The sequence below is a fragment of the Aminobacter sp. BE322 genome, assembly GCF_050433525.1.
Lineage (GTDB): Bacteria > Pseudomonadota > Alphaproteobacteria > Rhizobiales > Rhizobiaceae > Aminobacter.
In genome coordinates, this window is sequence record NZ_JBNPXB010000001.1 from 382,244 (window position 1) to 396,478 (window position 14,235).

The following is a 14,235-nucleotide window of genomic DNA, read 5'->3' on the forward strand; positions in this document are numbered from 1 at the left end:
AACGCTCCAGACTGCAAAGTGATATCCATGACGATCCAACTGTCCGCCGACCTGGCTCCGGCCCGTTCGAAACGCATCTCGACAATCGACATCGCCCGTGGCGTCGCCTTCGTCGCCATGGCGATCTACCACCTTGCCTGGGATCTGGAGTTCTTCGGCTACATGGATCCGGGCACGACCGCCTATGGCGGCTGGAAGATATTCGCGCGCTCCATCGCCTCCAGCTTCCTCTTCCTGGTCGGCGTGAGCCTGGTGATGGCCTACACCAAGGGCTTTCACTGGGGCAGGTACTGGCGCCGCCTTGCCATGGTGGCGGCTGCGGCGCTGCTCATCACCGTGGCGACATGGTTCGCCATGCCGAACACGTTCATCTTCTTCGGCATCCTGCATCAGATCACGCTCGCCAGCGTACTCGGACTCGCCTTCCTGCGCCTGCCGCCCCTGCTGACCCTGGTCATCGCCGTGCTGGTCATCGCCGCGCCCCAGTTCCTGCGCGCGGATATCTTCAACCATCCGGCGCTGTGGTGGGTCGGCCTGTCGACCGTCGTCCCCCGTTCCAACGACTACGTGCCGCTGTTCCCGTGGTTCGGCGCAGTCCTGGCGGGCATCGGCGTTGCCGGGCTTGCCCAGAGGGCCGGCCTGTTCGAGAAGCTCGCGGCACTGCAGGCAGGCGCATGGTCGCGGCCGCTGACCTTCGTCGGACGGCACGGCCTCGCCGCCTATCTCATCCACCAGCCGGTGCTGATCTCGCTGGTCTGGGCCTTTGCGCAATTTTTCCCCGCGCAGGTCGAAACCCGGGAGGTGACGTTCCTCAGTTCCTGCCAGCTGTCCTGCGAGCAGACCCGCGACACCGAATTCTGCGCGCGCTACTGTGCATGCGTGCTCGACGACCTGCAGAAGGACGATTCGTTCGATCGCTTCTATGCTGGTGAGCAGAGCGCGGCGCTGACGACCCGCGTGCGTGAGACGACGGCCATGTGCACGGCGCGCTCGGACAGCGAAATGCAGAATGGAGGAGTGCAATGACAGATCGTTCCGCCGCTCCCAACAAGGTGCCGTGGCCGCCGATCATCTATCTTGCCGCGATCGCTGCCGCGATCCTGCTCGAAGTGTTCCTCCCGCTGCCGTGGATCACCGAGCCGCTTTCCGATCTATTGTTCGCCGCCGGCGGTCTTGCCGTGGTGGCGGTCGTGGCGATCGAGATTTCGGCGATGCGCGCGCTCAAGCGCGGCAACACGACCATCAGGCCGGACAAGGCTTCCGACCATCTGGTCACGGACGGCGCCTTCGCCCTGACGCGCAACCCGATCTATTTCGGCAACACGCTGATGATGATCGGCATCGGCCTGATCGCGGGGAGCATCTGGTTCATCGCCCTGGCCCTGATCGCAGCCTTCGCGACCCAGAAGCTCGCCATCGAGCGCGAGGAAAAGCACCTCCAGACCCGCTTCGGCAAGAAATACATCGACTACGCGAAAAGGGTCAGGCGCTGGATCTGACCGTGCCTCTGGCGCCTGCGGCAGCAGGCGTCAGGTGGTGACGCCGAGTTCGACCAGGCGCTCGACACAGGACTCTTCCGCCTGATCCAGCTCGGCCAGCGTCTCTTCCAGATCGCGCCGCTTCTGCCGCAGATCCTCGCGCTTCTCCTCGATCCGCTTGATCATCAGCTTCAGCTGCCCCACCTCGCCGGGCGGTTCCTTGTACATCTGGATGATCTCGCGGATCTCGTTGATCGAGAAGCCGAGTCGCTTGCCGCGCATGATCTGGCGGATGAGATGCCGGTCCGAGGGCCGGAACAGCCGCGTCCTGCCGCGGCGAACCGGCGAGACGAGCCCCTCGTCCTCATAGAAGCGCAACGTCCGCGTCGAGATGTCGAATTCGCGGGTCAGTTCCGTGATCGAATAGTATTCCCGCATTCCCACTCCACCCGGCGGGCCATGCCGCGCCGCCTCCTCACATTGCCGGGGCGCTGGCCGGGGCGGACGCGCCGGCAGACGGCCGCGCAGCCGGGCAAATTCTTAGACTCTGTGATTCTCGCACGCGACTTACGTAAAAGTCAATTGACGCGCCTAGCCGGACTGCGCGCCAAGGTGCAGCCACCACGTGGCGAGGCTGAGAAAGGCGAGAAAGCCGATGACGTCGGTTATCATCGTCGTGAAGATGGATGACGAGATGGCCGGGTCCGCACCCAGCTTGTCCAGGAACAGCGGAATGAGAATTCCGCCGAGCGCCGCGGCGAGCATGTTGAGGATCATCGCGGTGGCGATGACGAAGCCGAGGTCGACGCTCTGGAACCACGTGCCAGCCACCAGCCCGAGGATCGACGCGATGACCGCACCGTTCAGAAGCCCGACCATTACTTCTCGGCGGATGACGCGACCGGCATTGTAGATGTCGAGGTCGCGGGTGGCGAGCGCACGCACGGTCACCGTCATCGTCTGTGTGCCGGCATTGCCGCCCAGCGAAGCCACGATCGGCATCAGCGCGGCGAGCGCCACCATCTCCTCGATCGTGGCGCCGAACATGCTGATGACCGAAGCCGAGACGAAGGCGGTGCCGAGATTGACCAAAAGCCACGGGACACGCGAGCGCGACGTCGCTGCCACCGTGTCCGACAGCTCCTCGTCGCCGACGCCGCCCATGCGCAGCAGGTCCTCTTCGGCTTCCTGCTGGATGACGTCGACGACGTCGTCGATGGTGAGCACGCCGACCAGGCGCTCGTTCTCGTCGACGACGGCGGCAGACAAGAGGTCGTACTGCTCGAACTCGCGCGCCTCCTCCTCCTGGTCCATCGTCGCCGGGATGGCGTGGCGCGTCTCGTGCATCACCTCCTCGATCTTCACCGCGCGCTTGTTGCGCAGGATCTGGTCGAGATCCATCGCGCCAAGCAGCTTGAAGGTCGGATCGATGACGAAGACCTGGCTGAAGCGGTCGGGAAGCTCCTTGTCGTCGCGCAGGTAGTCGATGGTCTGGCCGATGGTCCAGAAAGGCGGCACGGCGACGAACTCGGTCTGCATGCGCCGACCCGCCGATTCTTCTGGATAGTCGAGCGAGCGGCGCAGCCGGATGCGTTCCGTGAACGGCAGTTGCGCCAGGATCTCGTTCTGATCCTCGGCGTCGAGATCTTCGAGAATGTAGACCGCGTCGTCGGAATCGAGCTCCTGCACGGCCTGCGCGATCTGCTCGTTCGGCAGATTGTCGACGATGTCGAGGCGGATCGCCTCGTCGACCTCGGTCAGCGCCGAGAAGTCGAAGTCGGAGCCCATGAGTTCCACGAGCGCCAGGCGCTGTTCCGGAAGCAGCGCCTCGAGAAGATCGCCGAGCTCGGACTGGTGCAGTCCGGCGGCGTCGCGCTTCAGCGTCAGCGTGTCGCGATCGGCGATCGCAGCCCCGATATGGGCTAGGAACGAGTGAAGGATTGCCCCGTCCTCGCCGTAGATCTCGGCGCCGGTGGCCTCGGCGTCAGCGCCGTGCATCTGGTCTTGCTGGGCTTCCATCGGCGCTTCCCGTCTGCGGATTTTCGGGATTCGAGGTGGGTTATCCCTAGACCGCAAAGGGCCGGAATATCAAATGAAATGCGCCTTGAGAGGAGCGGCGGCCACAGCCGGTTTCAGCCCTGTCTCAATCAGGACACATGCTCTGCCGTACACTGGCTGTGGTCGGCGAGGACCTCGATGATGCGGCAGTCGCAGATGCGGCCGTGGCCGCATTCGTCGACCATGCGGGCAAGCTCCACCCGCAGCGCCTGAAGCTTCTCGATGCGCCTGTCGACTTCGCGCAGATGCGACTTGGCGATGCTGTCGGCCTGGTGACACGAGGCCTGCGGCTCCTGCGACATCGCCAGCAATTCGCGGATGTGGTCGACTTCGAAGCCGAGTTCGCGGGCATGGCGGATGAAGTTCAGCCGGTCGACCTCGGTCTTGCCGTAGCGTCTTTGGTTGCCTTCGGTGCGCGGCGGCGCGTCGATCAGCCCGATCTGCTCGTAGAAGCGGATCGTCGGCACCTTGACTCCGGTGCGCCGCGCCAGCTCGCCAATGGGCAAATTCATCGCAAATTCCTCTTGATCCTATAGTGACTAGAGATTCTAGCATCGCTTCATATAGGATGAAAGGACCGATTATGAACGATGCCAGCATCGCCAAGACGCGTTTCCGCGTCGGCGGCATGGATTGCGCCTCCTGCGCCACCAAGATCGAGAACGCAGTAAACCGCCTGCCCGGCATCACCGAAGTCGGCATTTCGGTTTCAGCCGGCACCATGACCGTCTCCCACAAGGGCCAGGCTCCCTCGGCGGAGATTTCCCGGCAGGTCAAGGCACTGGGCTACACGGTCGCGGAGCTCGGCGCAGCACGGCCGAACGAAGGTAGCTCGAACAAGCATGTGCATAGGCCGAGCTGCAGCCACGATCACGGTGCCCATGACCATGCCGGCCACGATCATTCCGGGCACGACCATGGCACGTCGGCCGGCCACGCCCATGGCGATGGCACGGCGGACGAAACGACGGGCCACGCCCATTTCGACCTCGATGAGGGCCCCTGGTGGTCGTCGCGCAAGGCGAAGCTGACGATCGCCTGCGGCGCGGCCCTCATCGCCGCCTATGCAATCGGGCAGTTCGTGCCGCAGCTTGGCCACTGGGCCTTCCTGGTGGCGCTCGCGGTCGGTCTCGTTCCGGTGGCGCGCCGTGCCCTTGTCGCGGCCCGGACCGGCACGCCGTTCTCGATCGAAACGCTGATGACCATCGCCGCGGTCGGCGCGGTCTTCATCGGCGCCACCGAGGAAGCCTCGATGGTGGTGCTGCTGTTCCTGATCGGCGAGCTTCTGGAGGGCGTGGCCGCGCGGCGCGCGCGCGCCAGCATCCGGGGCCTTGCCGACTTGGTGCCCAAGACCGCGCTGCTCGATGAAGGCGGCGCCACCCGGGAGGTACCGGCGGAGGGGCTGGCGGTCGGCTCCATCATTCTGATCCGACCCGGCGACCGCGTCGCCGCCGACGGCATGATCGTCGAAGGCACGAGCACGCTCGACGAAGCGCCGGTGACCGGCGAAAGCGTTCCAAAATCGAAATCCGTCGGTGACGCGATCTTCGCCGGTACGATCAACACCGATGCCGTGCTCAAGGTCAGGGTGACGGCTGCGGCGGCCGACAACACCATCGCCCGTGTCATCAAGCTGGTCGAAGAGGCGCAGGAGAGCAAGGCGCCGACCGAACGCTTCATCGACCGCTTCTCGACCTACTACACGCCTGCGGTGCTGGTGGTAGGCGCGCTGGTCGCCATCCTGCCGCCGCTCGTCGGCGGAGGCGATTGGTCGGCATGGATCTACAAGGGCCTAGCCATCCTTCTGATCGGCTGCCCGTGCGCGCTGGTGATCTCGACCCCGGCTGCGATCGCCGCCGGTCTTTCGGCGGGTGCGCGCCGCGGGCTTCTGCTCAAGGGCGGCGCGGTGCTCGAAGGGATGCGCTCCGTCACCACGGTGGCGCTCGACAAGACCGGAACCCTGACCGAAGGCAAGCCCAAGGTCACCGATATCGTCAGCGTCGGCCGCCCCGAGGCGAAGGTGCTCTCGCTTGCCGCGGCGCTCGAAACCGGCTCCAATCATCCGCTGGCGCTCGCCATCCTGGCCCGTGCCAAGGCGGACGGCACGCCCATACCGCCGGCGGTCGCGGCCAAGGCGGTCCCCGGCAAGGGCGTGACCGGAAAGGTCGGCGGCGAAGAGGTCTTCCTGGCCTCGCCGAATGCGGCCGAAGCACTGGGCGCCCTGTCGGCCGAGATGAAGCAGCGGATCGCCGCCTTCAATGCCGACGGCAAGACCGTCTCGGTGCTTTTGGTCGACGACCAGGCGGCCGGCCTGCTTGCCATGCGTGACGAGCCGCGCCCCGATGCCATAGCCGCTTTGGCCAGGCTGAAGTCGGAAGGCATCGCCACCGTGATGCTGACCGGCGACAACGAGGCCACCGGGCAGGCGATCGGCAAGGGTCTCGGCATAGATGTCCGCGCCGGCCTGCTCCCCGACGACAAGCAGAACATCGTGCGCGAACTGCAGAAAAAGGGTCAGGTTGTCGCCAAGGTCGGCGACGGCATCAACGACGCGCCCGCCCTGGCCGCCGCCGACTTCGGCATCGCCATGGGCGGCGGCACGGACGTGGCACTCGAGACAGCCGACGCCGCCATCCTTCACGGCCGGGTTTCCGACATCCCCGACATGATTGCCCTGTCCAAGTCCGTGATGGGCAACATTGCCCAGAACATCACCATCGCGCTCGGCCTCAAGGCCGTGTTCCTGGTGACGACGATTGCCGGCCTCACCGGCCTGTGGCCGGCGATCCTCGCCGACACCGGCGCCACGGTGCTCGTCACCGCCAACGCCATGCGCCTGCTGGGCTGGCGCGGCCGCTGAGCAGCCGGCGTAGCCTGCCCGGAGCCTCTCCTCCCGCTCCGGGCAGACGTTTTCCTGCCGAGGCGTATAGCCACGCGGACAATGCGATCCTGAATGGCAGGAACGCTCGACAATCTCTTGGAAAATCTTCGGAAAAACGCAACGGCTCGAACAATTTCCGAGCCGTTTCTCATCGTGGCCTCACGGCCACGCATCGAAGCGAAATGTCACCGGAGAGTGACTGGTGCGGTCGAGAAGACTCGAACTTCCACGGGTTGCCCCACAGCGACCTCAACGCTGCGCGTCTACCAATTCCGCCACGACCGCACGTCACGAAAGGGCCGGTCCGAACCGGCTCGCGGCATGTAGCAAATCGTTTCCGGGGAAACAAGCGTCCTGAACGATATTCGTCCATCATTCTTGCATGCCCTTGGGGAAGACGGTGAACTTGGCCTCAAAGCCGCCGCCAGCAGGCTCCGCACTGGACGTTTCCGGCATCAGCCGCCATATCTGGCGCAACAACGGACGCTGAAGATGACCGAACGCAGCCAGATCGCCACGTCGTTCCTGCCCTTGCCGGGCTCGCCCCCCGTCGAGTGGCGAATCGAACCGGGGCTGACGCCCTACGATCGGGCACTCGCCTTCATGGAGGAACGGGCCGATGCGATTCGCCAGGGGACCGCAGGCGAGCTGGTCTGGCTCGTCGAGCACCCGCCGATATACACCGCGGGCACCAGCGCCCAGGAACAGGACCTGGTCGATCCGGATCGCTTCCCGGTATTCAAGTCCGGGCGCGGCGGCGAATACACCTACCATGGCCCGGGCCAGCGCGTGGCCTACGTCATGCTCGACCTCAAGCGCCGGCGCGAGGACGTCCGCGCATTCGTCGCTGCGCTCGAAGCCTGGATCATCGAGGCGCTCGCAGCCTTCAACGTGAAAGGCGAACGGCGCGAGGACCGCGTCGGCGTCTGGGTCGTCAGGCCCGACCGCCCGGCCCTTCCCGACGGCTCTCCCGCCGAGGACAAGATCGCCGCAATCGGCATCCGCCTGCGGCGCTGGGTGAGCTTCCACGGCATCGCCATCAATGTCGAACCCGACCTCGGCCATTTCTCCGGCATCGTGCCGTGCGGGGTGACCGACCACGGCGTCACCAGCCTGGTCGACCTCGGCCTTCCGGTGCAGATGCAGGATCTCGACGTCGCGCTCAAGATCGCATTCGAGGAGATTTTCGGGCCGGCCAACTCGACCGACGACGCGATCCGCAAGACTGCCTGACAGGCTTCCGCGTTCGTCCGCCCGCAGGGCTTACCGAACAATGCGATCGGCCGTACCGTCCCGTATTGGGCGCCGGGGATATCCCCCGCCGCCCGTCATTCCAAGCCCGGATTTGTTTCCAGGCGGGCGCCTGCTTCAGAGCGCGCCGATCCACAGCGCCATGGTGACGAGGAAGGTGCTCATGCAGACCATCGAGACGACATCCTGGATGAGATCGGTCATAACTCGCTCCTGTTTTTAATATGTTCTCAATTTGTTCTATTTCTGTTCAAATGTCAACGCGAGCCATTGCACTCCGGCCGCTTCAAGTTGCGGCCAGCGAATCGAGGGTAAACAAAGGATTTATGTGGACGTGCGCCGCCCGCGATCCGTAAAGGATCGGTCAAATGGCCAGGATCTGGGCGACAGGGAGAGGTCGAAGGGCCAAGCCCGTCCACCACGCGGCAGACGGGCACGACCGCGAGCGGCACAGCGTCTAGCGCAGCGGCACGACCTTGCCTTCGGACAAGGTCACCCGGCGATCCATGCGTGCGGCGAGTTCATGATTGTGGGTCGCAATCAGGGCTGCGAGGCCCGATTGCCGCACCAGCGCCGAAAGCGCATCGAACACATATCCGGCCGTGACCGGGTCGAGATTGCCCGTCGGCTCGTCCGCCAGCAGCACCAGGGGCGCATTGGCAACCGCGCGGGCAATCGCCACCCGCTGCTGCTCGCCGCCGGAAAGCTCTGCCGGCCGGTGCTGGGCACGCTTGCCGATCTTCATGTAGTCGAGCAGTTGGGCAGCCCTCGCGCTCGCCTCGGACGGCTTCAGCCCTCTCACCAGCTGCGGCATCATCACGTTCTCGAGCGCCGAGAATTCCGGCAGGAGATGATGGAACTGGTAGACGAAGCCGATGTCGTTGCGCCGGATCGCGGTGCGCTGGTCGTCCGAAAGCCGGCCGCAGGCGCGGCCATTGACGATGACGTCGCCGCCGTCCGGCCGCTCCAGCAGCCCTGTGGTATGCAGCAGCGTCGACTTGCCGGCGCCCGACGGCGCTACCAGCGCCACCATTTCCCCGGGGTTCAGCGCGAAATTGGTGCCGCTGAGGATAGTCAGCCGGCGCGAACCCTGCTCGTAGTGGCGCTCGACGCCCTTGAGCTCGATGACGGGGGCGGCCATCACTCGTACCTCAGCGCTTCGACCGGATCGAGCCTCGCTGCACGCCAGGCCGGGAACAGCGTTGCAATGAACGACAGCACGAGCGCCATCAGCACCACGGAAACGGTCTCGCCCACATCCATCTTGGCTGGCAGCTGGCTGAGGAAATAGAGCTCGGGATTGAAGAGCACGGTGCCCGACAGCCAGGAGAAGAACTGGCGGATACGCTCGACATTGAGGCAAATCACGATGCCGAGGACGACGCCGGCGACGGTACCTGTCACGCCGATGGCCGCGCCCGTCATCAGGAATATGCGCATGATCGCCCCGCGCGTGGCACCCATCGTGCGCAGGATCGCGATGTCGTGGCCCTTGTCCTTCACCAGCATGATCAGGCCCGAGATGATGTTGAGCGCGGCCACCAGCACGATCAGCGTGAGGATCATGAACATGACGTTGCGCTCGACCTGCAGTGCCGAGAAGAAGGTCTGGTTGCGTTGGCGCCAGTCGGTCAGGAAGATCGGCCTTTGTGCCGCCTCCTCCACCTTCGCCCGGAGCGCGTCGACATTGTCCGGGTCGTCGACATAGATCTCGATCGACCCGGCCTTGCCCTCGGATTTGAAGTAGAGCTGGGCCTCGGAGATCGGCATGAAGATGATCGAGCTGTCGTATTCCGACATGCCGACCTCGAAGATGCCGACGATCGGGTACGACTTGACCCGCGGCGTCGTCCCCAGCGGCGTGACGTCGCCTTCCGGCGAGATCAACGTGATGCTCTCGCCGAGCACCAGACCCATGCTGTCGGCCATGCGCTTGCCGATGACGACGCCTTCGCTGCCGTCGAAACCGACGATGGAGCCCTGCTTGAGGTTGTTGGCGACGATCGTCACCTTGCCGAGGTCATCACCCCTGATACCGCGCACCAGCGCGCCCGTGCCGCCGCCGACGCCACCTTGCGCCAGCACCTGCCCTTCCACGAGGGGAATGGCATATTTGACACCGGCCACGCCGTTGATGCGGTCGGCGACCGCTGCATAGTCCTCGAGCGGATTGTCGACGGGCGTCACGATCAGGTGGCCGTTGACACCCAGGATGCGGGTCAGCAACTCGGCCCGGAAGCCGTTCATCACCGCCATCACCACGATCAGCGTGGCGACGCCCAGCATGATGCCGAGGAAGGAGATGGAGGCGATGACCGAGATCACCGTCTCCTTGCGCTTCGCCCGCAGGTAGCGCCAGGCCACCATGCGTTCGAACACCGAGAACGGCCCCGCTCCGGACGGCTTGGCCCCCGCCACTTTGTTCATGCGCCGGCGCCCAGCTTGGCCAGCGCCTGCGCCACCGGCAGCGTCTCGCGCTCGCCGGACTTGCGGTTCTTGATCTCGACTTCGCCGGCTGCAGCCCCGCGCGGACCGACGATCACCTGCCACGGCAGGCCGATCAGGTCGGCAGTGGCGAACTTGCCGCCCGCGCGCTGGTCGGTATCGTCGTAGAGCACGTCCTTGCCCGCCTTGGCGAAGGCTTCGTAAAGCTCGCCGCAAATGCGGTCGCAGTCGCCGTCACCAACCTTCATGTTGATCAGGCCGATGTCGAACGGCGCCACCGCCTCCGGCCAGATGATGCCGTTCTCGTCATGGCTCGCCTCGATGATCGCCGCGATCAGGCGGCTCGGGCCGATGCCGTAGGAACCCATCGACACGAAGTGGTCCTTGCCGTCGGGGCCGGTCACCTTGGCGCCCATCGGCTTCGAGTATTTCTCGCCGAAGTGGAAGATGTGGCCGACCTCGATGCCGCGCGCCGACAGCCTGTCGCCTTCCGGCACCTTGGCCCACGCCGCCTCGTCGTGCATCTCCTCGGTCGCCGCATAGGGCGTCGTCCATTCCTTGACGATGCCGCCGATCTGGGCGTCGTCGCCGAAATTGGTCTCAGCGCCCGGTACCGGCAGGCTGAGGAAGTCGCGGTGGCAGAACACCTGGCTCTCGCCGGTATCGGCCAGGATGATGAATTCATGGCTGAGGTCGCCGCCGATCGGGCCGGTGTCGGCGCGCATCGGGATCGCCTGCAGGCCCATGCGCGTGAAGGTGCGCAGGTAGGAGACGAACATCCGGTTGTAGGCCGCCTTCGCGCCCTCGTAGTCGAGGTCGAACGAATAGGCATCCTTCATCAGGAACTCGCGGCTGCGCATCACGCCGAAGCGCGGACGCACCTCGTCACGGAACTTCCACTGGATGTGGTAGAGGTTGAGCGGCAGGTCCTTGTAGGACTTGACGTAGGACCGGAAGATCTCCGTCACCATCTCCTCGTTGGTCGGGCCGAACAGCATGTCGCGCTCGTGCCTGTCCTTGATGCGCAGCATTTCCTTGCCGTAGTCGTCGTAGCGCCCGCTCTCGCGCCACAGGTCGGCGGACTGGATGGTCGGCATGAGGATTTCCAGCGCCCCTGCCCGGTCCTGCTCCTCGCGCACGATGCGGCAGACCTTGTCCAGCACGCGCTTGCCGAGCGGTAGCCACGAGAAGCTGCCCGCGGCCTGTTGCCTGATCATGCCCGCCCGCAGCATCAGCCGGTGCGAAACGATTTCCGCCTCGCGAGGATTCTCTTTCAGGATAGGCAGGAAATAGCGCGACAGACGCATCGAGTGTTCCATGAAGCGAAAGTGCCGGAATCGGCAGATTGGTGAGGCTTGCTTGAACGCGCTTCATAGCCATTTCATGGCCGAATGGAAACCCGCGCACTCAGCTTCCCATCGCGTCAGAATGCCCTGATTGTTTGCCTGGCAACGACTGCCCGATAATTGTGCAACGCAGCATAGGATTGCTCTTACGGAAGCAAAATTCCGCGTGACAATTCATTTCCGCTTGGTCTAATGTGCCCCGATAACCGAGAGGGCGGAGAAAAAATCCGCTCTCCTACGCGGTCAAAGTCTTGGGAGGATGCGATCTAGGCGCGGTAACTCGCTGCCGCCGGATACCGGAAAGCAGATCGGACGCGTTTAAATTGCAAGGCCTCGCGCCTTGCATTTTTTTTGCCCGAACATCAGCTTAGCCCAACTTCCTCAACAAGGCGATCAAGTCGCTCTATTTGAGCTCCGGCAGGAAGCTCGGGATATCGTTGATCGAATATCCGAGCCCGCGCGTGACGCCGTAGAAGGCGCCCATCAAGACCGCCGTCACCACCGTCGTCCACAAGATAGCCCTCAGCATATGCGGGCCGCGCGGAGCGCTCGGCACCGTGCCCAGGGTGACGTCGTTGTCCTCGTCCTGCGTCTTCAGGCCGAACGGCAGGATGGCGAACAAGGTCAGCCACCAGAAGACGAAATACATCGCGATGATGGAAACCCAGGTCATGCCTGTTCGAGCTCCACGAGCGTGCCCTGGAAGTCCTTGGGGTGCAGGAAGAGCACCGGCTTGCCATGCGCGCCGATCTTCGGATTGCCGTCGCCGAGCACGCGCGCGCCGGAAGCCTTGAGCCGGTCGCGTGCAGCCAGGATGTCGTCGACCTCGTAGCAGACATGGTGCATGCCGCCTGCCGCGTTCTTGTCGAGGAAGGCCGCGATCGGCGAGCCCTCGCCCAGAGGTTCGAGCAGTTCGATCTTGGTGTTGCCGACGTCGATGAACACCACGGTCACGCCGTGCTCGGGCAGCGCCTGCGGCTCGGTTACCCGCGCGCCGAGCGTGTCTCGGTAGACAGCGCTCGCCGCCGCCAGGTCCGGCACGGCGATTGCGACGTGATTGAGACGTCCGAGCATCTTCAGTCCTGTTGTCCTCAGCGCGTGACGAACACCGTCACCAGCGGCTTCTTGCCCCAGGCTTCGTTGGCGGCGCCACGCACGGCGCGCCGAACGGCCTCCTGAACCAGATCGAGGTCTTTTCGGCGAGCACGGGGTATGGAGTCTACGGCGCCTATTGCCGCATCGAGCATCAATTCTTCGAGCGCGTCGCCGCCGGCGTTGGTTTCGGCGACGCCGATGGCCACCAAATCCGGATCGCCGGACAGTTCGTATTTTTCGTCCAACACCACGTTGACGGCCACGTGGCCGGCAAAGGACAGCTTGCGACGTTCGCGGATGCCCATCGCCTCGTCGGTCCCGATCAGCTTGCCGTCCTTGTAGACGCGGCCGAACGGCACCTGGTCGATGATTTCCGCGGCACCCGGCCACAGCCTCAGCATGTCGCCGTCGCGGATCTGCGCCACCTCGGGAATGCCGGACATCGCCATCAGCGAGCCCTGCGCGACCAGATGGGCCGCCTCGCCGTGCACGGGCACGCCGATCCGAGGCCGCACCCACTCATACATGCGCTTGAGTTCGCTGCGGCGGGGATGGCCCGAGACGTGCACCAGCGCGTCGCCGTCCTCGATGATCTTCATGCCCTGGTCGACGAGCAGGTTCTTGATCTCGAGGATCGCCTTCTCGTTGCCCGGAATGGTGCGCGAGGAGAACACGACCGTATCGCCCGGCGACAGCGCAACCGTCTTCATCTCGTCGCGCGCCAGTTTCGCAAGTGCTGCCCGCGGCTCGCCCTGGCTGCCGGTGCAGATGACGACCAGGTTCTCGCGCGGAATGTAGCCGTAATCCTCTTCGGAGACGAAATCCGGCAGACCGTCCATGTAGCCGAGTTCGGTCGACACGTCGATGACACGCTTGAGCGAACGGCCCATCACCAGCACCTGGCGACCGGCGTCGCGTGCGGCCTCCGCGATCGAGCGGATGCGCCCGACATTGGAGGAGAAGGTGGTGACGGCGACACGGCCCTTGGCCTGTTCGATTACTTCCCTCAGCCCCTGCCCGACCTGTTGTTCGGAGGGCGAATCGCCCTCGCGCATGGCGTTGGTCGAATCGCAGACGAGCGCCAGCACGCCCTTGTCGCCATAGGCGCGGAAACGCGCCTCGTCCGTCAGCGGGCCGACCTCCGGCGCAGGATCGATCTTCCAGTCGCCTGTGTGGATCACGGTGCCTGCCGGCGTGGTGATCGCCAGCGACATCGGCTCGGGGATCGAGTGGGTCACGGGGATCGCCTCGATCTCGAACGGCCCGATCGTGAACTTTTCACCGGCGCGGAAGATCGTCACCGGGATCTTCGGCGCACCCTGCTCCGATTGCCGCTTGGCCTCCAGCAGGCCGGCCGTGAACGGCGTCATCCACACCGGCGCCTTGAGCTTGGGCCAAACGTCGTGCAGGGCGCCGTAGTGGTCCTCATGCGCATGGGTGATGACGATGCCGCGGAGGTTCTTCAACTCCTCCTCGATGAAGCGGGTATCCGGCAGCACCAGATCGACCCCCGGCAGGCCGGCATCGGGAAAGGTCACGCCGACGTCAACGACGATCCACTCGCGCGCATCGGTCGGGCCGAAGCCGTAGAGGGCGAAGTTCATGCCGATCTCGCCCACGCCGCCGAGTGGCACGAATACGAGTTCGGCGTTGTTCGAGTTCGCCATGCAAAAATCCTCTC

Annotated in this window: 13 protein-coding genes and 1 tRNA gene; 4 read left to right on the plus strand and 10 right to left on the minus strand. The window is 64.7% G+C overall.

Annotated features, from left to right (window positions below):
- Positions 1-27 precede the first annotated feature (27 nt).
- Both J2X50_RS01875 and J2X50_RS01880 read left to right on the plus strand, forming a co-directional pair.
- Positions 28-1,026 (plus strand): heparan-alpha-glucosaminide N-acetyltransferase, encoded by a 999-nt coding sequence (locus J2X50_RS01875; protein ID WP_429090971.1) that lies wholly within the window; start codon positions 28-30, stop codon positions 1,024-1,026.
- The gene (locus J2X50_RS01880; RefSeq protein ID WP_429090972.1) at positions 1,023-1,499 is read left to right on the plus strand and encodes a methyltransferase family protein; all 477 of its coding nucleotides are present in this window, start codon (positions 1,023-1,025) and stop codon (positions 1,497-1,499) included. Before J2X50_RS01875 ends, J2X50_RS01880 begins: the two co-directional genes overlap by 4 nt.
- Before the next feature lie 30 nt (positions 1,500-1,529).
- On the opposite strand, the gene J2X50_RS01885 is transcribed toward J2X50_RS01880, so the two are convergent.
- The 3 genes from J2X50_RS01885 to J2X50_RS01895 form a co-directional block, all read right to left on the minus strand.
- Complete coding sequence (locus J2X50_RS01885) at positions 1,530-1,916, minus strand: MerR family transcriptional regulator (RefSeq protein WP_340038876.1); 387 nt, start codon at positions 1,914-1,916, stop codon at positions 1,530-1,532.
- Between the two features lie 153 nt (positions 1,917-2,069).
- The gene (gene mgtE, locus J2X50_RS01890) at positions 2,070-3,497 is read right to left on the minus strand and encodes a magnesium transporter (protein WP_429090973.1); all 1,428 of its coding nucleotides are present in this window, start codon (positions 3,495-3,497) and stop codon (positions 2,070-2,072) included.
- 128 nt (positions 3,498-3,625) lie between these two features.
- Entirely contained in the window at positions 3,626-4,048 is a 423-nt protein-coding gene (locus J2X50_RS01895) for a MerR family transcriptional regulator (RefSeq protein WP_429090975.1), read from the minus strand.
- A 71-nt stretch (positions 4,049-4,119) separates the two neighbouring features.
- Between J2X50_RS01895 and J2X50_RS01900 the strand changes: the two genes are divergently transcribed.
- Positions 4,120-6,396, plus strand: a complete 2,277-nt coding sequence (locus J2X50_RS01900) for a heavy metal translocating P-type ATPase (protein WP_429090977.1) — start codon at positions 4,120-4,122, stop codon at positions 6,394-6,396.
- Positions 6,397-6,617: 221 nt separating this feature from the next.
- Here J2X50_RS01900 and J2X50_RS01905 read toward each other — a convergent pair.
- A tRNA-Leu gene (locus J2X50_RS01905) sits at positions 6,618-6,702 on the minus strand.
- Positions 6,703-6,909: 207 nt separating this feature from the next.
- On the opposite strand from J2X50_RS01905, the gene lipB reads away from it, so the two are divergent.
- Entirely contained in the window at positions 6,910-7,650 is a 741-nt protein-coding gene (gene lipB / locus J2X50_RS01910) for a lipoyl(octanoyl) transferase LipB (RefSeq protein ID WP_429090979.1), read from the plus strand.
- A gap of 475 nt (positions 7,651-8,125) precedes the next feature.
- Here the strand turns inward: lipB and J2X50_RS01915 are convergent, their stop codons facing one another.
- The 6 genes from J2X50_RS01915 to J2X50_RS01940 form a co-directional block, all read right to left on the minus strand.
- Positions 8,126-8,809 (minus strand): ABC transporter ATP-binding protein, encoded by a 684-nt coding sequence (locus tag J2X50_RS01915; protein WP_429090980.1) that lies wholly within the window; start codon positions 8,807-8,809, stop codon positions 8,126-8,128.
- Positions 8,809-10,095 (minus strand): lipoprotein-releasing ABC transporter permease subunit, encoded by a 1,287-nt coding sequence (locus tag J2X50_RS01920; RefSeq protein ID WP_429090982.1) that lies wholly within the window; start codon positions 10,093-10,095, stop codon positions 8,809-8,811. Before J2X50_RS01920 ends, J2X50_RS01915 begins: the two co-directional genes overlap by 1 nt.
- Positions 10,092-11,420: a proline--tRNA ligase gene (proS, locus tag J2X50_RS01925; protein ID WP_429090984.1), complete on the minus strand. Its 1,329-nt coding sequence runs from the start codon at positions 11,418-11,420 to the stop codon at positions 10,092-10,094. Before proS ends, J2X50_RS01920 begins: the two co-directional genes overlap by 4 nt.
- 442 nt (positions 11,421-11,862) lie before the next feature.
- Entirely contained in the window at positions 11,863-12,132 is a 270-nt protein-coding gene (locus J2X50_RS01930) for a DUF1467 family protein (protein ID WP_429090986.1), read from the minus strand.
- The gene (gene mce, locus J2X50_RS01935) at positions 12,129-12,533 is read right to left on the minus strand and encodes a methylmalonyl-CoA epimerase (protein WP_429090987.1); all 405 of its coding nucleotides are present in this window, start codon (positions 12,531-12,533) and stop codon (positions 12,129-12,131) included. The genes J2X50_RS01930 and mce overlap by 4 nt, the downstream gene beginning before the upstream one ends.
- A 17-nt stretch (positions 12,534-12,550) precedes the next feature.
- Positions 12,551-14,221, minus strand: a complete 1,671-nt coding sequence (locus J2X50_RS01940; RefSeq protein ID WP_429090989.1) for a ribonuclease J — start codon at positions 14,219-14,221, stop codon at positions 12,551-12,553.
- Positions 14,222-14,235: the final 14 nt, after the last annotated feature.